We start from the raw sequence: 19264 nt of genomic DNA, 5'->3' as shown, positions 1-19264 counted from the left end.
CTGTGCTTCAACTTCGCTGGCGCTGGCCCCCCGTCCGCCGCACTTACACCGAACGTCGCGCGCTTCGTGCTGGCCAACGCCGAGTTCAGCGTGATGCACGAGATGGGGCATGTACTGATCGCCGAGTACGACCTGCCGGTGCTCGGGCGTGAGGAGGATGCGGCGGACCAGCTCGGCTTTATCCTGCTGTTCCACCTCTACGCCCGGTTGCCGCGCGACGAGGTGGACGCACGCCTGCTGGATATCGCCGACTACTGGCGGCTGGAATGGCAGACGCCCAAGCTGCCGCCGGACCAGGTGCTGGCCTGGGACAGCCACCCGCTGGACGAGCAGCGCTACTACAACATCGCCTGCCTGCTTTATGGCAGCGACATGGCGCGGCTGGACTGGCTGCCGCCGCTCACCGGCCTGCCTTACGAGCGGGCGGTTTACTGCGACCGGGAGTTCCGCCAGGCGAGCAAGGCGTTCGAATGGATCCGGCACACCCGGCGCACGTCCTCGATCCAGCACCACACGGCCTGGCGCCTGAGCTGGGACACGCCCTCGATGAACCTGGAGCAAGTCGGGCCGCTGATCGCCCTGCTGCGCGACGGCGATCACCTGCAGCTGATGGTCAACGAGGTCTTCCGCCTGTTTCACCCGCCGCGCCCGCTGAACCTGCGGCTGGTCAGCTGTGGCGCACCGGACGCCTGGTACAACAGCAACAGCGGGGAAATGGCGCTCTGTTACGAGCGCCTGCAGCACTTCCGCGAAATGGCCGAAAACCTGCCGCGTCTGCGTACGCCGGTGACGCGGCAGTGCCCCGGCCCGGCAGGACTCAGGCCGGGCGGATGCTGAAGCCGATACGCGGGAAGTGCACGTGGACGGTCCCGGCGCGCGGGTCTTCGCGGCGCAGGATCAGGCTTTCCAGCCCGGCGTGCAGCAGCTCGCCTTCCACCGGGTCGCAGCCGTAGTCGGTGGCGGCGATTACCACGCGCTGGCCGGCCTTGAAGCCGTTGGGATCGACGAAGGCCTCTTCCGGCAGTGCCGCCGGTTGGCTGTCTCGAGCCACGGCGATGGCTTCCTCGGCACTCATCTCGCTGGCGGCACCGTGGCCGAAGCCCAGGACGCGGCCGAGCCAGGCAGCGACCGACGGGTAATCGTCCACCAGCGGCGCGGTGACCGGCGTGCCTTTGAGGAACCACAGGCAGTGCGCCAGGGCGAAATCGGCGATGGAGGGTTCGCCGAACAGGAAGTCGCCCTCTTCTCGGGCCAGTTGCTCCTCGACGCGAGCCATGAAGGCCGGCCACTGGTGTTTGGCCTGCTCGGCCGGCAGCTTGCTGGCGGTGCCGCCGCTGAACAGCTGGCTGCGGTCGGCGACGAAGGCCTGGAGGAACTGCGGCGGCAGCTTGCCGAAGCGCATGGCGATGGATTCGGGCTGGAACACCAGGCTGACGGCATGCTGGAAGATTACCGAGTCGGCCCACAGGGCGAAGCTGGCCGAGGTGAATTCGTGGCCTTCGGGGAACAGTGCCGGCACGGCCTTTTCCTGCTCCAGACGGCGGGCGATCAGCGCGGTGTCGCAGTAGATGTCGGCGCCGACCTGCAGCACCGGAGTCTTGCGGTAACCACCGGTGAGGGCCATGAGGTCCGGCTTGGGCATCAGCGGCGGAATGGTCACCGAGCGCCAGGACAGCTGCTTGAAGCCCAGCATCAGACGCGCCTTTTCGGCGAAGGGCGAAGTCGGGTAGTGGTGCAGGATCAGCTCGGACATGGTGGGCTCCAGCGGCCGGAAGGTGGTCCGGCAGCTTAACCCTTACGTAGGACGAGTCCTACCTCATCCCTCGGATAGGACGACATCCACGGCGCTGATGGTGAAGGGATTGGCCAGCACCAGGCGCTCCTTGGCCTTCTTGGTCAGCGCCTTGATTGCGCGCTCGCGGCGCAGGGCGTCGCCCTTGCCGGGGCAGGCTTCCACATAGACCAGCGCCTGGGCCGGGCTGGAATGGAAGAAGCGCGCGCCCTTGCCGGTGCGATGGGTTTCGAAGCGCCGTTGCGCGTCGTCGCTGATGCCGCAGTACAGCGCGCCGTTCTCGGCGCGCACCAGGTAGACGAACCAGGGTTTGGGCTCGGCGGCGGTCACGACGCCCAGACTCGCGCCTGCATGCGGTCGCAATAGGCGACCAGACGCTCGTAGCTGCGCGCCATATCGTTGAGCGGGGTTTCCAGGGTGCTGAGGATCAGGTTGGCCAGCACGCCGTAGGTCGCCGCATCGGCGCTGCACGGCTGGGCGCCGCCGAAGTACGGCAGGTCGCCGAGCATGCCGTCCAGGGCTTCGAGATCGTCGCGGGCGAAACTCAGCAGCTCGTCGCGGCTGTGGCGCAGCAGGCCGCGGCCCTTGAGGTCGCCGCGAATCTTGCGCTGCAGCATCGCGCCTACCACCGGCCGCAGCGGCCCGGGCACGCCGCGGAACATCACGTCCTTCACCTGGCGGAAGCCCTGCTCGTCGAGCCAGCGGAAGTACACCAGCAGCGGCACCAGGTGCTCGTCGCACAGGCGGGTGATCGACACCGCCCAGCCACGGCCGCGGGCATCGAGGCCGGCGTCGAGGTCGAATTCGTAGTACTGCTGCAGCGTGCGCATGATGATCGCTGTATCGGCAACGGACTTGCCGTCCAGCGTAATGAACGGCAGCTTGCCCTTGGGGCCCTTGCGGGGGTCCATCACGTGCTTGATCTGATACTCCAGCCCGGCGAGGCGCAGGAAGGTCTCCAGCTTCAGGCAGAAGGGGCTGACGTTGGGTACGTTGAAGGCGGGCGGGAACTGGAAAAGTGTGATCATGGCGGCGTCCGGCTCTCAGTCGCCTGTCATTTAAGCCTATCCGGCCGCTACGGGCGAGCCCGAAAGCCCGCGATCAGGCCTTCGCCACCCGATGTGCGCGGTACGCCGCGAGGCCTTTGGCGGCCTGGGCACGGATCGCACCCTGCACCGGCGGCGCCCAGCCCAACAGGGCGCCCTTGGCGCCGAGGGCCTGGCGCGACCATTCCCACAGGTCGAAGCTGTCCACGTGCTGACAGATCAATCCGTCGCGGAAGTGGAAATGTGCCCGGATGTGATTGATCACTTTCCGACCAGTCTGGGTGAAGGTGTACGACGCCACCCAGCGTGCCGAACCGCGCGTCTCATCGGCCTCGACGCCTTCGTAGGTCAGCGAGAAATCCTGGGCGCGGGCGGTGAGCATGCGCCACATATCGCCCGCCTCGGCGCCGCGCAGGTCGGTGAAGACCGGGTCGCTGAACTGCACATCGGCGCTGTAGCAAGCGGCCATGGCCTCGCCATCGCGACGCTGGAAAGCCTGGTAGAAACGTTCGATCAGCTGGGCGTTGGGGTGGGCCATGGTAGAGCTCGTGTCAGGAGAGATGACGCAGTATCGGGGATGGATCGGCTGGACACGATTGGCAATATCGACAACATTATGATCAATAGCGCCACTTCCATCGACAGAGCAAAGCGAGACGCCATGTTCAGGATAGCCCTGTTCGTCTGCCCGCAAACCCTGTGTTCCAGCCTTGGCCTGGCCATGGACAGTTTCCACCTCGCCAACCGCCTGGCCGGTGAGCGACGCTTCGAGGTGCTGCGGGTCAGCGCCGACGGCCGGCCGGTGGCGCTGCCCTTCGGCCACGTGGCAGTGGAAGGCGGGCTCGACCTCGCCGCGCGCTGCGACCTGCTGTTGATTCCCGCCACGGGCGCGGATATCGACACCACCTTCGCCGCCAATCAACCGCTGCTGGACTGGTTGCGCCGCGCCCCCCCCAGCGTGCAACTGGGCAGCCTGTGCAGCAGCGCCTTCCTGCTGGCCGAAGCCGGCGTGCTCGACGACCGCCGCGCCACCACGCACTGGGCGCTGGAAACGGCGTTCCGCGAACGTTATCCCCAGGTACGGCTGGACATCGACGCCCTTTGCACCGACGACCATGGCCGGCTCTGCTCCGGCGGCGCTCAGGCCGGGCTGGACCTGTGCCTGTACCTGATCGAGCGCCATGCCGGCGCGGCACTGGCGCGTCGCGCGGCGGCGACCCTGGTGTTCGAGCACGGGCGCGGCCGCCAGCGGCGCTTCACCCCGCTGCTGCCCGACCCGCTGCCCGCTGGCTCGCCACTGGAACCACTGCTGGCCTGGCTGGAGGACAACTACGCGCAGCCCTTCGACCTCGCCAGCCTGGCACAGCGCGTGCATTGCTCCACGCGCACGCTATTGCGGCGCTTCCGCGAGCAGGTCGGGATGTCGCCGAACGATTACGTGCAACGCCTGCGCATCGCTTCGGCGCAGGAGGCACTGGGTGATCCGGGGCGTTCACTGGAGCGCATCGCCAGCGATGTCGGCTATGCCGACCGGGCCAGCTTCGCGCGCTTGTTCAAGCAGGTGTGCGGGGAGACGCCGGGGGCTTTCCGGCAGCGGCTGATGGGGCGGCAGGCGTAAGACGTCTGAGAGGTGCAGGAACGTAGGAAGGGTGGAGCTTGCGATACCCATGCTGCTGGATGCATGGGTATCGATGGGTATCGCTTCGCTCCACACCATCCTACGTGGAAGCAAACCGCGATTCCGGCTCGGTCAGCTGAACCACTCCATCGCCGTGCGCCACACGCAGACGCCGACGAAGTAGGCCGAAGCCACGAACCACAGGCCGAGCAGCCAGGGCTGGTCCACCGGGTGCTGGAGGATCAGCAGCGCGCTGCTGAGCATCCAGACGAAGGTGACGGCGATGTTCAGCGGCATGAACTGGCGTACGCGGAAGGGGTGCAGGAACTTCATGCGGGTCAGGGTCAGCGCTGCCAGCACCAGCACGGTGACGAAGCTCACCCAGGGGTTCAGGTCGAGCACGAAGAAATACACCGCCACTACGTTCCAGGCGGCCGGGAAACCGACGAAGTAGTTGTCCTTGCTCTTCATGTTGACGTTGCAGAAGCAGAACAGCGAGGACACCAGGATCACCCCCACCGCCAGCAGCTCGGTGTGCACCGGAAGCGGCACGTAGCGGTAGATGAAGATCGCGGGGATGAAGACGTAGGTGAGGTAGTCGATCACCAGGTCCAGGGTGGAGCCATCGAAGTGCGGCAGCACCGCCTTGACGTCGAACTTGCGCGCCAGGGTGCCGTCCAGGCCGTCCACCAGCAAGGCTGCCCCCAACCACAGCAGGCAGGCCTGCGGCTTGTTGTCGACCAGCGCGAGAAGCGCGAGCAGCGCGAGGATGACACCGCTGGAGGTCACCGCGTGGGCGCCCCAGGCCTTGGCTTTGCTGAGGTTCAATGGCGATAGGATCAGGTTCACGTCGGCTCTCTTCCTTTGGACGGCGGATGCAGGGGAGCTACCTGAAACGGTAGTCCATCCCTGGCAAACCACTGCACATGGGAACACCGATGGGGCGGCCGAGTTCAGCCGGTTTTCCCGATGCGCACCTTGTTGCGGTGGAATCGGCAGCATACGCCGTTGCGGCGCTGGCTTGCCATCGGGGGAGACGAGCGTTGCAAGCGATCACCTGCCCCTCTCCCCAAGGAGAGGGGCAGGTTCGGATATCAGTGCAGGATCTGGCTGAGGAACAGCTTGGTGCGGTCCGACTGTGGGTTGTCGAAGAACTGGTCCGGCGGCGCCTGCTCGACGATCTCGCCCTTGTCCATGAAGATCACCCGGTTCGCCACGGTGCGCGCAAACCCCATCTCGTGGGTCACACAGAGCATGGTCATGCCGCTCTGCGCCAGGCCGATCATGGTGTCGAGCACCTCCTTGACCATTTCCGGATCGAGCGCCGAGGTGGGTTCGTCGAACAGCATGATCTTCGGCTTCATGCACAGCGCGCGGGCGATCGCCACCCGCTGCTGCTGACCGCCGGAGAGCTGGCCGGGGAACTTGTTGGCCTGCTCCGGGATGCGCACGCGCTCCAGGTAATGCATGGCGACTTCCTCGGCCTGGCGCTTGGGCATCTTGCGCACCCACATGGGCGCCAGGATGCAGTTCTGCAGCACGGTCAGGTGGGGGAACAGGTTGAAGTGCTGGAACACCATGCCGACTTCGCTGCGGATCGCCTCGATCTGCTTGAGGTCGTTGGTCAGCTCGGTACCGTCGACCACGATGCTGCCCTGCTGGTGTTCCTCCAGACGGTTGATGCAGCGGATAGTGGTGGACTTGCCCGAGCCGGACGGTCCGCAGAGCACGATGCGCTCGCCCTGCTTGACCTCCAGGTTGATGTCCTTGAGCACGTGGAACTGGCCGTACCACTTGTTCACACCCTTCATGGTGATCATCACGTGATCGCCGATGGCCGGCTGAGCGGTCTTGTTGGTGGCTTCAGACATGATGAATCGCTCCTAACGCTTGTGGCCCGTGTCCAGCTTGTGCTCCAGGTGCATGGAGTAGCGGGACATGCCGAAACAGAAAATCCAGTAGACGACCGCGGCGAACACATAGCCTTCGGTGGCCATGCCCAGCCAGGCCGGGTCCGCGGTGGCGCGCTTGATGCTATTGAGGAAGTCGAACAGGCCGATGATGATCACCAGGCTCGTGTCCTTGAACAGCGCGATGAAGGTGTTGACGATGCCGGGGATCACCAGCTTGAGCGCCTGTGGCAGGATCACCAGGCCCATGGTCCGCCAGTAGCCCAGGCCCATGGCGGCCGCGGCTTCGTACTGCCCCTTCGGGATGGCCTGCATGCCGCCGCGCACCACCTCGGCGATGTACGCGGCCTCGAACAGCACCACCATCACCATCGCGCGCAGCAGCTTGTCCAGGTTCATCCCCTCGGGCAGGAACAGCGGCAGCATCACCGAGGACATGAACAGCACGGTGATCAGCGGCACACCGCGCCAGAACTCGATGGTGGTGACGCAGATGACCTTGATCGCCGGCATCTTAGAACGCCGCCCGAGCGCCAGCAGGATGCCCAGCGGCATCGCCCCGCAGATGCCGACCGCGGCGATCACCACGGTGAGCATCAGTCCGCCCCAGGAACTGGTCGGCACGCTTTCCAGGCCGAGGAAACCGCCGTGCAGCAGCCAGTAGGCCACGATCGGCAGCGCCACGAGGAAGCCCAGGCCGTACTTCACCTTGTAGGCGAAGCGCTTGAGGAACAGCGGCGCTGCGCCGAACACCACGAACAGCACGGTGAGGTCCACGCGCCAGCGCAGTTCCTCGGGGTAGAAGCCGTACATGAACTGGCCGAAGCGCGAGCCGATGAACACCCAGCAGGCGCCCTCGCGGGAGCAGTCGGCACGGGTGGTACCGCTCCAGTCGGCCTTGATGATCGCCCACTCCAGCAGCGGCGGCAGGATCAGCCAGACCAGGTAGAGGCCGACCAGCGTCAGCAGGGTGTTGAACCAGCTGGAAAACAGGTTGCCGCGCAGCCAGGCGAGCACGCCGACGCTGCGCGCGGGGGGCGGCAGGTCGGGCTTGAAGGTATGAGTTGTCATGGATATCCCCTTACCGCTCGACCAGCGCGATGTGCTTGTTGTACCAGTTCATCAGCAGCGAAATGCTGATGCTGATGGCCAGGTACACGCTCATGGTGATGGCCATGGTCTCGATAGCCTGGCCGGTCTGGTTGAGCACCGTGCCGGCGAACAGCGAGACCATGTCCGGGTAGCCGATGGCGGCGGCCAGCGAGGAGTTCTTCGCCAGGTTCAGGTACTGGCTGGTCAGCGGCGGAATGATCACCCGCAGCGCCTGCGGGATGATCACCAGGCGCAGCGTCTGTCCCGGACGCAGGCCCAGGGAGCCCGCGGCCTCGGTCTGGCCGTGGCTGACCGCCTGAATGCCAGCGCGCACCGTCTCACCGATGAAGGCGGCGGTGTAGACCGACAGCGCGAGCACGATGGACACCAGCTCCGGGATCACCACCCAGCCGCCACGGAAGTTGAATCCCTGCAGCACCGGCATGTCCCAGTGGAACGGCGCGCCGGCCACCAGCGACACCAGGCCCGGCAGCACGACCAGCAACGCCAGGCCACTGAGGAACACCGGGAAGGCCTTTCCGGTGGCATGGCGACGGGCCTTGGCCCACTTCCAGATCACCGCCCAGCCGACCAGCGCCAGGATCACCGCGACGATGAACGGGCCGAGGCCGTCGGCGGCGATCGGCGCGGGCATCTGCAGGCCGCGGTTGTTAATGAAGAACAGGTCGCCGAAGCTGATGCTCTGCCGCGGGTTCGGCAGGGGGCCGAGCACGGCGAAGTACCAGAAGAAGATCTGCAGCAGCGGCGGGATGTTGCGAAAGGTCTCGATGTACAGGGTCGCCAGCTTGCGGATCAGCCAGTTGGGCGACAACCGCGCCACGCCGAGGATGAAGCCAAGGATGGTGGCGAAGACAATGCCGATCACCGTGACCAGCAGGGTGTTCAGCAGGCCGACCATGAACACCCGTCCGTAGGTGTCGCTTTCGCTGTAGTCGATCAGGTGCTGGGAGATGCCGAAGCCGGCGCTATGGTCGAGGAAGCCGAAACCGGACTGGATGCCACGGTGGGCGAGGTTGGTCTGGGTGTTGTCGAAGAGGAACCAGCCGACCGCCACGACGAGGATGACGGCGATGACCTGGAATGCCCAGCCGCGCACGACGGGATCGTTGAGCGATACCCCCCGCGGACGCTGGGCCTTGACGGAATTCTGCATGTAAGCCCTCTCGGAAGGCCGCCGGGCGACCAGGGGGCTACGCCCGAGATCGCCCGGAAGGCTTCACGTCGTTCGAAACAGTCCGGCGCCCACACTCCGGGCGCCGGAGCGGGTCAGGTCAGCGCACCGGCGGTGCGTACTGCAGACCACCCTTGTTCCACTGGGCGTTGAGGCCACGCTTGATCTTCAGGTCGCTGCCGTCGCCGACGTTGCGGTCAAAGATCTCGCCGTAGTTACCCACTTGCTTGACGATCTGTACCGCCCAGTCCTTGGGCAGCTTGAGGTCCTTGCCGTAGTCACCCTCGGCGCCGAGCAGGCGCGCGACGTCCGGGTTCTTGGTGCTCTTGGCCTGTTCCTCGACGTTCTTCGAGTTGATGCCCAGTTCCTCGGCGTTGAGCATCGCGAAGAGCGTCCAACGGGCGATGTCGAACCACTCCTCGTCACCCTGGCGCACGGCCGGGCCGAGGGGCTCCTTGGAGATCACTTCGGGCAGCACTACGTAGTCATCCGGCGCCGCCAGCTTGATGCGCTGGGCATAGAGCTGCGACTGGTCGGAGGTCAGCACGTCGCAACGGCCGGACTCCAGCGACTTGGCGCTCTCGTCGGAGGTGTCGTAGGTGATGGGGGTGTATTTGAGGTTGTTGGAGCGGAAGTAGTCGGACAGGTTGAGCTCGGTGGTGGTGCCGGCCTGGATGCACACGGTGGCGCCGTCGAGTTCCTTGGCGCTGGAGACGCCGAGCTTCTTGTTCACCAGGAAGCCCTGGCCGTCGTAGTAGGTCACGCCGACGAAGTTCAGGCCCATCGCGCTGTCGCGGGAGCTGGTCCAGGTGGTGTTGCGCGAGAGGATGTCGATCTCGCCGGACTGCAGCGCGGTGAAGCGCTCCTTGGCCGTCAGCGGGCTGTACTTGACCTTGGTCGAGTCGCCGAACACGGCCGCCGCCACGGCGCGGCAGACATCCACGTCGATGCCCTTGTACTGGCCCTTGGCGTCGGCGTACGAGAAGCCGGGAAGACCGTCACTGATACCGCACTGCACGTAGCCTTTCTTCTTCACTGCATCCAGGGTGGCGCCGGCATGCGCGAGGCCGCTGATGCCGAACACGGCGGCGGTGGTCAGCACTGCCAGGGTGGATTTCACCATCTTCATCGATCTTCTCCGTTGCTTTTTTAGTGTTTTGGAGTCCCGGTTCCACCGCCGTACCCTCGTGAGGCACCAGCAAGACAACAAACGGGATGGAGACCTGAAAGTGAGTCTAGACGGCTTGCGAAATTTCCTTCGGCAAGCCGCGAACACACCTTCGAGCGCGCAGGTCTTGCGCGCTGGAACGGGTCATCAAGGGATCATTGCGTGAAGGCGAAGGCCCGCCATGCCGGCTGTTGACCGCAGCCGGCATGGCGGGCCCTGAAGCAGCCCAAGGCTGTCGCGGCGCCACTTCCGGTACAGCTTTCCGGATGGGGTCGGTAGAGTGTTACCGGAAGTGGGGCCGCACAGCCTGCCAGTAGCGATAGCAAGGGGCGTACCAGCCTAGGAACGTTCGTGCAATTTCGTGCAGTCAAGTCCCACAAGTTATGGCCATGCGACATCTTCTTGCATCGCCCCTCCTCCCTTTTTCCCACGCAGCGCCCCTTCCTAGAGCGCCTGCCCCATCCTGGAGCCTCCATGACCCAGCCCCTGATCCTCGAACCCAGCCTGAGCGCCGACTCCTGCGTCATTTGGTTGCACGGCCTGGGCGCCGACCGTTACGACTTCGAGCCGGTAGCACAGATGCTGCAGCGTAGCTTCACCTCGACGCGTTTCATCCTGCCCCAGGCACCGACCCGCCCGGTCACCGTGTTCAACGGCATGCCCGCACCCAGTTGGTACGACATCCTCGCCATGGCCCCTGCCCGCGCCATCGACGACGCGCAACTGGAAGCCTCGGCCGACAGCGTGATCGCTCTGATCCAGGGGCAGATCGACCAGGGCATCGCGCCCAGACGCATCATCCTCGCCGGCTTCTCCCAGGGTGGCGCGGTGGTGCTGCACACCGGCTACCTGCGCTGGGACGGCGAGCTGGGCGGGGTCATGGCCCTCTCCACCTATGGCCCGACATTCAGCGAAGGCATAAGCCTGCCGGCTACAAAAAGACAACTGTCCGCCCTCTGCCTGCATGGCACTTTCGATGACGTGGTGACGCCGGCCATGGGCCGCGCCGCCTACGATTTCCTGCAGGCCAACGAGGTGCCCGCCCAGTGGCGCACCTACCCGATGAGCCACGAAGTGAGCAACGAGGAACTTGGCGATATCGGCGCCTGGCTGCGGGAGCGCCTGTGATCCCCTGACCCTGCGGAGAACAAGAAGAAGCATGAACGCCCCGATCAGCAGCCTGCGTGACGTCGAAGCCCTGGAACAGGTCCCCCTGCAAGACCGCGACCTGCCGCCCAGCACCTATGAACTGCTGCGCCGTTCGGCGCAGCAGTACGGCCCGTCCACCGCCCTGAGCTTCCTGCTGCAGGGTTCGGCGGAGGAGGAACCGGTCAAGGTCAGCTACGAGCAGTTGTTCGCCCGCGTCACCCAGGCGGCGAATGCCTTCCACCGCCTTGGCGTGCGGCCGGGCACTTCGGTGTCGTTCCTGCTACCCAACCTGCCGCAGACCCACTACGTGATCTGGGGCGGCGAAGCGGCGGGGATCGTCAACGCGATCAACCCGCTGCTCGATCCCGAGCACATCGCCGAACTGGTGCGCGCCGCCGACTCCCGCGTGCTCGTCACCCTGGCGCCCTTCCCCGGTACCGATCTATGGGACAAGGTCGCCGGTCTGCGCGAGCACCTGCCGGAATTGAACGCCATCGTCACCGTCGACATCGCCAACCTGCTGCCCGAGCCGCAGCGCTCGGCGGTCAAGGCCGCTCGCGGCGCGCTACCCGAAGGCGTGTTGGACTTCGACGAACTGCTCGCCCAGTGCCCGGCGGACCACCTGGAAAGCGGCCGGGTGATCGGCCCGGACGAAGTCGCATCCTATTTCCACACCGGCGGCACCACCGGCACCCCCAAGCTCGCGCCGCACAGCCATTTCAATGAAGTGGCGATGGCCGAGATCATGGGCCTGAACTCCGACTATGACGGCAACGACGTGCTGCTCTGCGGCCTGCCGCTGTTCCACGTCAACGGCGTGATGGTCACCGGCCTTGCGCCCTTCATGCGCGGCGGCGAAGTGCTGCTGGCCGGCACCCAGGGCTATCGCAACCCGACGCTGATCCAGGACTTCTGGAAGCTGGTGGAGCGCTACAAGGTCACCAGCTTCAGCGGCGTGCCGACCATCTACGCCGCCCTGCTGCAGGTGCCCAGCGAGGGCCGCGACCTCTCCAGCCTGCGCTTCGCCCTGTGCGGCGCGGCGCCCATGCCGGTGGAGCTGATCCGCCAGTTCGAGGCAAAGACCGGCCTGAAAGTCATCGAAGGCTATGGCATGACCGAAGGCACCTGCGGTACCAGCTGCAACCCGCGCGGCGGCGAACGTCGCCCCGGCTCCATCGGCCTGCGCCTACCCTACTGCGAGCTCAAATCGGCGGTCCTCGACGGCGACGGCCAGTACCTGCGCGACGCGGCCGTGGACGAGATCGGCAACATCTGCCTGCGCGGCCCCACCGTCTTCAAGGGCTACCTGCAGGCCAGCAAGAACAAGGACATCTGGGTCGACGGCGACTGGTTCAACACCGGCGACCTGGGCCGCATCGACGCCGACGGCTACATCTGGCTCACCGGCCGCAGCAAGGACCTGATCATCCGGGGCGGGCACAACATCGACCCGCAGATGATCGAGGAAGCCCTGCACCGCCACCCCGCCGTAGCCATGGCCGCCGCCGTGGGCAAGCCGTGCCTGAAGGCCGGCGAGCTGCCGGTGGTGTACATCCAGCTCAAGCCGGGCATGCAGGCGAGCGAGGCGGAGTTGCTGGAACACGCCGCGCAGCATGTGCCCGAGCGCGCCGCGGTGCCCAAGGACGTCTGGCTGCTGGACGCCATCCCGGTCACCGCGGTGGGCAAGACCTTCAAGCCGGCGCTCCGGCTGGATGCCATTCGTCGCGTGTTCGAGGACGAGATCCGGCACCTGTCCCCGGCACCGCGCGTCGAGGTGATCGCCGATGATCGCTTTGGTCAGAAAGCGCGTCTTTTCGTTGGCGGCCTCGACCTAGACTCACGCGCCGCCCTGGTCGACCGTCTGGGCGGTTACGCGGTGCACGTGGAGCTGCTGGAACACTGATGAAACACCCGGCCGACCGCCGGTCGGCCGGGTCTGGGTGCGAATTGCCAGTAGTCAAATCTGACTAATACTGATGGCTCAATGTGCGAAGAGGACTACAGGGAGAGTCAGTCGTGCACATCATCAGCCGCCACCCGACGTCCGCCGTGCCATGAAAGCCGCGCAGTGGAAAGAGGACATCCGCCAACTCCAGCACTTGCGCCTGTTCCAGAACGTGGCCGCGGCCAACCTGCAGCAGTTGCTCAAGGATTTCCGCGCCTGCGAACTGGAGCGCGGCGAAATCCTGTTGTCGCCCTTCAACCGCAACCACTTCCTTTATATGGTCCTCTCCGGGCACCTGACGGTGTACCTGGGGTCGCTGGACAACCAGCCGGTGAGCACCCTGCATCCGGGTGATTGCGCCGGCGAGATCAGCTTCATCGACAGCGACCATCCTTCTGCCTATGTCGTCGCCAGTGAACCGACCACCGTCCTGCGTCTGCACCGCGAAGCGCTGATCGGCCTGTTCGAGCACTCCCCGCAGGTGATGCAGAACCTCCTCTCGGTGCTTTGCGAACGGGTGCGCGAAGGCAACCGGATCATTCTCGACACCGAGCAGAACGCCAACATCGACACCCTCACCGGGCTGTTCAACCGGCGCTGGCTGGAGCACATCTACGACCGCGAGAGCACGCGCTGTGCCTTCAACGAGCAGCCCATGTGCATGCTCATGCTCGATGTCGACCACTTCAAGAACTACAACGACGAGCACGGCCACCTGGCCGGCGACTACGCGCTGTGCCTGGTCGCCCATACACTGCGCAGCCAGCTGCGGCCCAAAGACAGCATGGCGCGCTATGGCGGCGAGGAGTTCGTCATCCTGCTGCCGGAAATCGCCATCGATGAGGCCCGGCGCATCGGCAATCGCCTGCGTCAGAGCCTGGAGCAGGTCGCCTCCTTCTACTCGCCGGTGGGCGTGCTGCCCGGCGTCACCGTGTCCCTGGGGCTGGCCGAGATGGACATCCAGGAAAACCTGCCGAGCCTGATCCTGCGGGCAGACGGCGCCCTCTACCAAGCCAAGCAGAAGGGCCGCAACTGCCTCTGCGGCTGAGGCCGCTTCCCTTCACCTGCCCTTCTGTTAGATTGCGCCCCAGCAAGAAAACCAATAACAAAGCTGGGAAGCTGACATGCGCAAACTGCTGATCATCCTGCTCGTCCTGCTGGCCGTTGGCCTGGGGATCTTCTTCAACCTGCCGGGCTACATGGACCGCAAGATGAACACCGTGGCCAGCCCGCCGCCCTACCCCGCCTCGCCGCAGGCCCAGGCGCTACATCAGACCCTGTTCGTCGCCGACCTTCATGACGACGCCCTGCTCTGGGACCGCAACCTGCTGGAACGCCACGACCACGGCCACACCGACCTGCCGCGTCTGCTCGAAGGCCATGTCGGCCTGCAGGTTTTCTCCACCGTCACCAAGACCCCGCGCGGCCTGAACTACGAAAGCAACAGCGCCGACAGCGACAACATCACCCCGCTGGTCATTGCCCAGCGCTGGCCGGCACGCACCTGGAACAGCCTGCTCGAACGCGCGCTCTACCAGGGCGAACTGCTGGACAAGGCCGCCGCCGACAGCCAGGGCAAGCTCACCCTGGTGCGCAGCCGCGACGACCTTACCCGCTACCTCGCCGCCTGGCAGAAAGACCCGAAGCAGCTCGCCGCCGTGCTCGCCACCGAAGGCCTGCATCCGCTCGAAGGCAAGCTCGGGAACATCGACCGCATGTACGACGCAGGCTTCCGCATCATGGGGCTGACCCATTTCTTCGACAACGAGGTCGGCGGCTCCGCCCACGGTCTGAAGAAAGGCGGCCTGACCGCGTTCGGCCGCGAGGTCATCCCGCGCCTGGAAGACAAGAAAATGCTGATCGACCTGGCCCACGCCTCTCGCCCGCTGATCGACGACGTGCTGGCCATCGCCAGGCGCCCGGTGATCGTTTCCCACACCGGCGTCGCCGGCACCTGCCCCGGCCCGCGCAACCTGACCGACGCCCACCTGCGGGGCATCGCCAACACGGGTGGGGTGATCGGCATCGGTTACTGGGACGGCGCGGTCTGCGAAACCTCGGTGGAGGCCATCGTCAAGGCCATGCGCTACGCCGCCGACAAAGTAGGCGTCGAGCACGTGGCGCTGGGTTCGGACTTCGACGGCGCGGTGAATGCGCCCTTCGACACCACCGGCCTCGCGCAACTGACCCAGGGCCTGGCGAAAGCCGGCTTCAGCGACCAGGACATCGCCGCCATCATGGGCGGAAACGTCCGCCGGCTGCTGCTGGAGAACCTTCCGTAGCCCAAGTCAATAGGCAGAATGCCCGTGGCACTTCGCCCTGCGGGCATCTTGCATTACACTGGCGGCCGTTCATTCCTTAACCAGTACGAGACCAACGTGCTCAAAGCACTCAAGAAAATCTTCAGCAAGGGTGATGGCGAGCAGCCCGTCACCACGCCGGCAGCCCCCGCACCCGCTGCCTCCCAGCCCGCCCCGAGCGGCGAAAAGCGTCCGCGCAAACCGCGCAATCCGCGCCCCGAAGGCGACAACGGCGAGAAGCCGGCCCGCGGTCCGAAAAGCGACAAACCCCGCACCGAGCGTTCCGACAAAGGCGAACGCGGCGAAAAACGCGAGCACGCGCCGAAGCAGGAGCATGCCAAGGCCGAGGGGGCCGACAAGCCCCGCGAGCCGAAACCGCGCCGCGAGCGCAAGCCGCGCCCGCCGGTGGTGGACAACTGGAAGCTGGAAGACTTCGTGGTCGAACCGGCCGAAGGCAAGACGCGCTTCCACGACTTCAACCTCGACCCGCGCCTGATGCATGCCATCCATGACCTGGGCTTCCCGTACTGCACGCCGATCCAGGCACAGGTACTGGGCTTCACCCTGCGTGGCCAGGACGCCATCGGCCGCGCCCAGACCGGCACCGGCAAGACCGCCGCGTTCCTCATCTCGATCATCACCCAGCTGCTGCAGACCCCGCCGCCCAAAGAGCGCTACATGGGCGAACCGCGTGCGCTGATCATCGCGCCGACCCGCGAGCTGGTGGTGCAGATCGCCAACGACGCCCTGGGCCTGGCCAAGTACACCGGCCTGAACGTCATGAGCTTCGTCGGCGGCATGGACTTCGACAAGCAGCTCAAGACCCTGGAATCGCGCTTCTGCGACATCCTGGTCGCCACCCCCGGCCGCCTGCTGGACTTCAACCAGCGCGGCGAGGTGCACCTGGACATGGTCGAGGTGATGGTGCTGGACGAAGCCGACCGCATGCTCGACATGGGCTTCATCCCGCAGGTCCGCCAGATCATCCGCCAGACCCCGTACAAGGGCGAGCGCCAGACCCTGCTGTTCTCCGCCACCTTCACCGACGACGTGATGAACCTGGCCAAGCAGTGGACCGTCGACCCGGCCATCGTCGAGATCGAGCCGGAAAACGTTGCCAGCGATACCGTCGAGCAGCACGTCTATGCCGTTGCCGGCAGCGACAAGTACAAGCTGCTGTACAACCTGATCGCGCAGAACGACTGGACCCGCGTGATGGTCTTCGCCAACCGCAAGGACGAGGTGCGTCGCATCGAGGAACGCCTGACCAAGGACGGCATCAGTGCCGCCCAGATGTCCGGCGACGTGCCGCAGCACAAGCGCATCAAGGTCCTGGAAGGCTTCCGTGAAGGCAAGATCCGCGTCCTGGTCGCCACCGACGTCGCCGGCCGTGGCATCCACGTTGACGGCATCAGCCACGTGATCAACTTCACCCTGCCCGAAGACCCGGACGACTACGTGCACCGCATCGGCCGTACCGGCCGCGCCGGCAGTACCGGCACCTCCATCAGCTTCGCCGGCGAGGACGATGCCTTTGCCCTGCCGCCGATCGAGGAACTGCTGGGCCGCAAGATCAACTGCGAAATGCCGCCCACCGAGCTGCTCAAGCCGGTACCGCGCAAGCACTGATCGCTTGTTGCACCAGAAGAAGGCGAAGCCACATGGCTTCGCCTTTTTTGTTTCCACCGGCGTTACCGCGGGTGACGAATTCCCTTTCCTAGAGCCTGCCATTCCTCCTGCCGGACCCGCTGGGACGACCGTGCGGCATCCCCCCGCAAACAATGGCCACGCGCCATTATCCGCGCAATAGGCCTGCCCCCGGCCGTTTCTGCTCAGTTTTATTTACAGACGTAAAAAAATTCGCACGCTTCTTGCAAAGCACGCGAGAACAATTCCAAGAACTCGTCGGAATCCTCCCATGCCCTTGCGCGCCAAACTTGCTCTGAGTTTCCTCTCGGTCGGCCTGATTCCCGTGCTGGTGATGGCCATCGTGGTCTATCTCCAGGCCAGCCGTGCCCTCGAAGAACAAAGCCTGAACGCCCTGGAGGCGGTCGCCAGCATCAAGCAGCGGCAGCTGATGGACGCCTGGAAGGCCCGTAACGACCAGCTCAGCAGCCTCGCCACCAACCTGGGCAGCAACTACGCCGGGTTGGACAGCGAATCCCTGGTGACCACCGCCAACTACGACCGCCCGGTGTTCGAGAACTTCATCAAGACCTTCGGCTACCGCGAACTGCGCCTGGTGGCCGGCGACGGCAAGGTGGTGTTCAGCCTCGGCCGTGGCGTCGACTACCAGCAGAACATCGGCGATCCGCAGTGGCGCGACACGCCGTTCGGCCAGTTCATCCGCAAGGCTCTGGACAGCGGCAAGGCCAGCATCAGCGACCTGGAGCAGGCGCCCAACGACCAGCAACCGGTGCAATGGCTGGCCGCGCCGATCAAGGACAATGGCAAGCTGCAACTGCTGCTGGTGCTGGAACTGCCGCTCGCCTCGATCAACGAAGTGATGCAGAACCGCCAGGGCCTGGGCGACGACGGCGAGACCTACCTGGTCGGCGGCGACGGCAGCCTGCGCTCGGACTCGGTGCGCTTTGCCGATCACCACGTGCGCCGCGACAAGGAAAGCCCCACCGCCCTGCCCGGCCAGGCCATCGAGAAAGCCCTGGCCGGCGAGCAGGGTCGTCTCTCCGAGACGGGCCTGAGCAACGAGCCGGCGCTCAAGTCCTTCGTCCCGCTGAACCTGGACGGCCTGCACTGGGCGCTGGTGGCGGAAATGGACCAGGCCCAGGCCTTCGCCCCGGTGCGCAAGCTGATGTGGCAGATCCTCGTGCTCGGCGTGCTGACCCTGCTCGGCGTCGCCGCCGGCACCTGGCTGGTCAGCCGCAGCGTGATGCGCCCGCTGGGTGGCGAGCCGGCCAGCATGGCCGCCCTGGCCCAGCGCCTGGCCAGCGGCGAGCTGCGCCTGAGCGACGACGCCAGCGCCAGCAGCGGCCTGATGCAGGCCCTGCGCGAGATGACCACGGCCTGGCGCCAGGTGGTCGAGCGCCTGCGCCAGGCCAGCGAGGCTGTAGGTGATGCCAGCGGCGACATTCTCGACGCCGCCGGGCGCACCAGCCACCACCTCGACCAGCAGCAGGAAGCACTGGAAATGGTGGTCAGCGCCGTCGACCAGATGGCCGCCACCGTGCAGGAAATTGCCGGCAGCGCCAGCCGCAGCGCCGATGGCAGCGCCGCCGCGCGGCAAGCCTTCGTCGCCATGCAGGGCACCCTGCAGCACATGATCGGCCGCCAGGACCAACTGCTGGTCGGCCTGCGCCAGGCCGACGGCGTGGTGCAGACCCTGGCCGGCGAGAGCCAGCAGATCGGCTCGGTGCTGGACGTGATCCGCTCCATCGCCGAACAGACCAACCTGCTCGCCCTCAACGCCGCCATCGAAGCCGCCCGCGCCGGTGAGGCGGGCCGTGGTTTCGCCGTAGTCGCCGACGAGGTGCGCAGTCTGGCCCAGCGCACCCGCAGCGCCACCGACGAGATCGTCGCCATCGTTGGCAGCCTGGGCGACTCCTCCGTCCAGGCGCAGTCGAGCATGAGTGGTGCCAGCGAACAGGCCCATACCCTGGAGCAGGACACCCAGGCCGTGCTGGAAGCCCTCGGCGCGCTGGACGATTCGCTGCAGGGCGTACACGCCATGGCTTTCCAGATCGCCGCCGCCGCCGAACAGCAGGCCGCCACGACCCAGGAAGTGAACCAGCACATGCACCGCCTGAGCGACATGACCGTGGAAAACCGCAAGACCGCCGCGCACACCCGCGACTGCGGCGAGCACCTGCGCCGCGTGGCCGGCAGCCAGGAAGAACTGGTGGCGCAGTTCAAGCTGTAAGTTGCGTCATTCCCTGTAGGAGCGGGCCATGCCCGCGATCGCGCCCATGGGGCGCTCCTACAGGCCAGCGCTACCGGTTTGAGCCCTGCGAAAACACATACACCACCCGACCACCTACCCTTGCCGATCAAGACAATCGAGTCCAGAATGGAAAAATAAATCCATACCTGGAGTC

The 19264-nt window shown here is 65.8% G+C and carries 17 protein-coding genes; 8 read left to right on the top strand and 9 right to left on the bottom strand.

All coding sequences use genetic code 11. From position 1 onward, the window contains the following. Nucleotides 1-66: 66 nt before the first annotated feature. Complete coding sequence (locus IB256_RS01555) at nucleotides 67-837, top strand: DUF4344 domain-containing metallopeptidase (protein WP_192291744.1); 771 nt, start codon at nucleotides 67-69, stop codon at nucleotides 835-837. On the opposite strand, the gene IB256_RS01550 is transcribed toward IB256_RS01555, so the two are convergent. From IB256_RS01550 to IB256_RS01535, 4 genes are all read right to left on the bottom strand, one after another. After that, complete coding sequence (locus IB256_RS01550) at nucleotides 818-1753, bottom strand: glutathione S-transferase family protein (RefSeq protein ID WP_192291747.1); 936 nt, start codon at nucleotides 1751-1753, stop codon at nucleotides 818-820. The two genes, IB256_RS01555 and IB256_RS01550, sit on opposite strands and share 20 nt — an antisense overlap. Before the next feature lie 63 nt (nucleotides 1754-1816). Then, complete coding sequence (locus IB256_RS01545; RefSeq protein WP_192291782.1) at nucleotides 1817-2122, bottom strand: GIY-YIG nuclease family protein; 306 nt, start codon at nucleotides 2120-2122, stop codon at nucleotides 1817-1819. Then, a complete protein-coding gene (locus tag IB256_RS01540; RefSeq protein WP_192291784.1) occupies nucleotides 2119-2820 on the bottom strand; it encodes a glutathione S-transferase C-terminal domain-containing protein in 702 nt (233 codons plus the stop codon). The genes IB256_RS01545 and IB256_RS01540 overlap by 4 nt, the downstream gene beginning before the upstream one ends. A 73-nt stretch (nucleotides 2821-2893) precedes the next feature. Beyond that, complete coding sequence (locus tag IB256_RS01535; RefSeq protein WP_192401063.1) at nucleotides 2894-3376, bottom strand: nuclear transport factor 2 family protein; 483 nt, start codon at nucleotides 3374-3376, stop codon at nucleotides 2894-2896. A gap of 123 nt (nucleotides 3377-3499) precedes the next feature. Here IB256_RS01535 and IB256_RS01530 point away from each other — a divergent pair, with 123 nt between their 5' ends. Further along, a complete protein-coding gene (locus IB256_RS01530) occupies nucleotides 3500-4456 on the top strand; it encodes a GlxA family transcriptional regulator (protein ID WP_192291787.1) in 957 nt (318 codons plus the stop codon). A 132-nt stretch (nucleotides 4457-4588) separates the two neighbouring features. On the opposite strand, the gene pcsA is transcribed toward IB256_RS01530, so the two are convergent. The 5 genes from pcsA to IB256_RS01505 all read right to left on the bottom strand — a co-directional run bounded on the left by pcsA (nucleotide 4589) and on the right by IB256_RS01505 (nucleotide 9779). Then, nucleotides 4589-5305: a phosphatidylcholine synthase gene (gene pcsA / locus IB256_RS01525; RefSeq protein ID WP_081516103.1), complete on the bottom strand. Its 717-nt coding sequence runs from the start codon at nucleotides 5303-5305 to the stop codon at nucleotides 4589-4591. 245 nt (nucleotides 5306-5550) lie between these two features. Next, on the bottom strand, nucleotides 5551-6327 hold the full coding sequence (locus IB256_RS01520; RefSeq protein ID WP_024767156.1) for an amino acid ABC transporter ATP-binding protein: 777 nt from the start codon (nucleotides 6325-6327) through the stop codon (nucleotides 5551-5553). 12 nt (nucleotides 6328-6339) lie between these two features. Further along, nucleotides 6340-7437 carry an amino acid ABC transporter permease gene (locus IB256_RS01515; RefSeq protein WP_192291789.1) on the bottom strand — a complete coding sequence of 366 codons (1098 nt, stop codon included), beginning with the start codon at nucleotides 7435-7437 and terminating at the stop codon, nucleotides 6340-6342. Between the two features lie 10 nt (nucleotides 7438-7447). Next, a complete protein-coding gene (locus IB256_RS01510) occupies nucleotides 7448-8632 on the bottom strand; it encodes an amino acid ABC transporter permease (protein WP_192291791.1) in 1185 nt (394 codons plus the stop codon). Nucleotides 8633-8750: 118 nt separating this feature from the next. Next, nucleotides 8751-9779 (bottom strand): amino acid ABC transporter substrate-binding protein, encoded by a 1029-nt coding sequence (locus tag IB256_RS01505; RefSeq protein WP_081516109.1) that lies wholly within the window; start codon nucleotides 9777-9779, stop codon nucleotides 8751-8753. 513 nt (nucleotides 9780-10292) lie between these two features. On the opposite strand from IB256_RS01505, the gene IB256_RS01500 reads away from it, so the two are divergent. From IB256_RS01500 to IB256_RS01475, 6 genes are all read left to right on the top strand, one after another. Next, on the top strand, nucleotides 10293-10946 hold the full coding sequence (locus IB256_RS01500) for an alpha/beta hydrolase (protein WP_192401062.1): 654 nt from the start codon (nucleotides 10293-10295) through the stop codon (nucleotides 10944-10946). A 31-nt stretch (nucleotides 10947-10977) separates the two neighbouring features. After that, a complete protein-coding gene (locus tag IB256_RS01495) occupies nucleotides 10978-12870 on the top strand; it encodes an acyl-CoA synthetase (protein ID WP_192401061.1) in 1893 nt (630 codons plus the stop codon). A 151-nt stretch (nucleotides 12871-13021) separates the two neighbouring features. Continuing rightward, the gene (locus tag IB256_RS01490; RefSeq protein WP_081516115.1) at nucleotides 13022-13960 is read left to right on the top strand and encodes a GGDEF domain-containing protein; all 939 of its coding nucleotides are present in this window, start codon (nucleotides 13022-13024) and stop codon (nucleotides 13958-13960) included. A gap of 76 nt (nucleotides 13961-14036) precedes the next feature. After that, nucleotides 14037-15194, top strand: coding sequence for a dipeptidase (locus tag IB256_RS01485; protein WP_192401060.1), 1158 nt, complete (start codon nucleotides 14037-14039; stop codon nucleotides 15192-15194). A gap of 96 nt (nucleotides 15195-15290) precedes the next feature. Then, the gene (rhlB, locus tag IB256_RS01480; RefSeq protein WP_285886913.1) at nucleotides 15291-16841 is read left to right on the top strand and encodes an ATP-dependent RNA helicase RhlB; all 1551 of its coding nucleotides are present in this window, start codon (nucleotides 15291-15293) and stop codon (nucleotides 16839-16841) included. Between the two features lie 289 nt (nucleotides 16842-17130). Further along, on the top strand, nucleotides 17131-19089 hold the full coding sequence (locus IB256_RS01475; protein ID WP_192318810.1) for a methyl-accepting chemotaxis protein: 1959 nt from the start codon (nucleotides 17131-17133) through the stop codon (nucleotides 19087-19089). Nucleotides 19090-19264 lie beyond the last annotated feature (175 nt).

This window comes from Pseudomonas sp. PDM17 (assembly GCF_014851985.1).
Taxonomy (GTDB): domain Bacteria; phylum Pseudomonadota; class Gammaproteobacteria; order Pseudomonadales; family Pseudomonadaceae; genus Pseudomonas.
This window is presented reverse-complemented; position numbering and strand designations above follow the sequence as displayed.

Excerpts from the sequence above, each read along its gene's own strand:
- IB256_RS01490 (WP_081516115.1), top strand. The coding sequence starts at position 13,022 with ATGAAAGCCGCGCAGTGGAAAGAGGACATCCGCCAACTCCAGCACTTG.
- IB256_RS01495 (WP_192401061.1), top strand. The coding sequence starts at position 10,978 with ATGAACGCCCCGATCAGCAGCCTGCGTGACGTCGAAGCCCTGGAACAG.
- IB256_RS01515 (WP_192291789.1), bottom strand. The coding sequence starts at position 7,437 with ATGACAACTCATACCTTCAAGCCCGACCTGCCGCCCCCCGCGCGCAGC.
- IB256_RS01505 (WP_081516109.1), bottom strand. The coding sequence starts at position 9,779 with ATGAAGATGGTGAAATCCACCCTGGCAGTGCTGACCACCGCCGCCGTG.
- IB256_RS01540 (WP_192291784.1), bottom strand. The coding sequence starts at position 2,820 with ATGATCACACTTTTCCAGTTCCCGCCCGCCTTCAACGTACCCAACGTC.
- IB256_RS01510 (WP_192291791.1), bottom strand. The coding sequence starts at position 8,632 with ATGCAGAATTCCGTCAAGGCCCAGCGTCCGCGGGGGGTATCGCTCAAC.
- IB256_RS01500 (WP_192401062.1), top strand. The coding sequence starts at position 10,293 with ATGACCCAGCCCCTGATCCTCGAACCCAGCCTGAGCGCCGACTCCTGC.
- IB256_RS01475 (WP_192318810.1), top strand. The coding sequence starts at position 17,131 with ATGCCCTTGCGCGCCAAACTTGCTCTGAGTTTCCTCTCGGTCGGCCTG.
- IB256_RS01550 (WP_192291747.1), bottom strand. The coding sequence starts at position 1,753 with ATGTCCGAGCTGATCCTGCACCACTACCCGACTTCGCCCTTCGCCGAA.
- IB256_RS01485 (WP_192401060.1), top strand. The coding sequence starts at position 14,037 with ATGCGCAAACTGCTGATCATCCTGCTCGTCCTGCTGGCCGTTGGCCTG.
- IB256_RS01535 (WP_192401063.1), bottom strand. The coding sequence starts at position 3,376 with ATGGCCCACCCCAACGCCCAGCTGATCGAACGTTTCTACCAGGCTTTC.
- IB256_RS01530 (WP_192291787.1), top strand. The coding sequence starts at position 3,500 with ATGTTCAGGATAGCCCTGTTCGTCTGCCCGCAAACCCTGTGTTCCAGC.
- IB256_RS01520 (WP_024767156.1), bottom strand. The coding sequence starts at position 6,327 with ATGTCTGAAGCCACCAACAAGACCGCTCAGCCGGCCATCGGCGATCAC.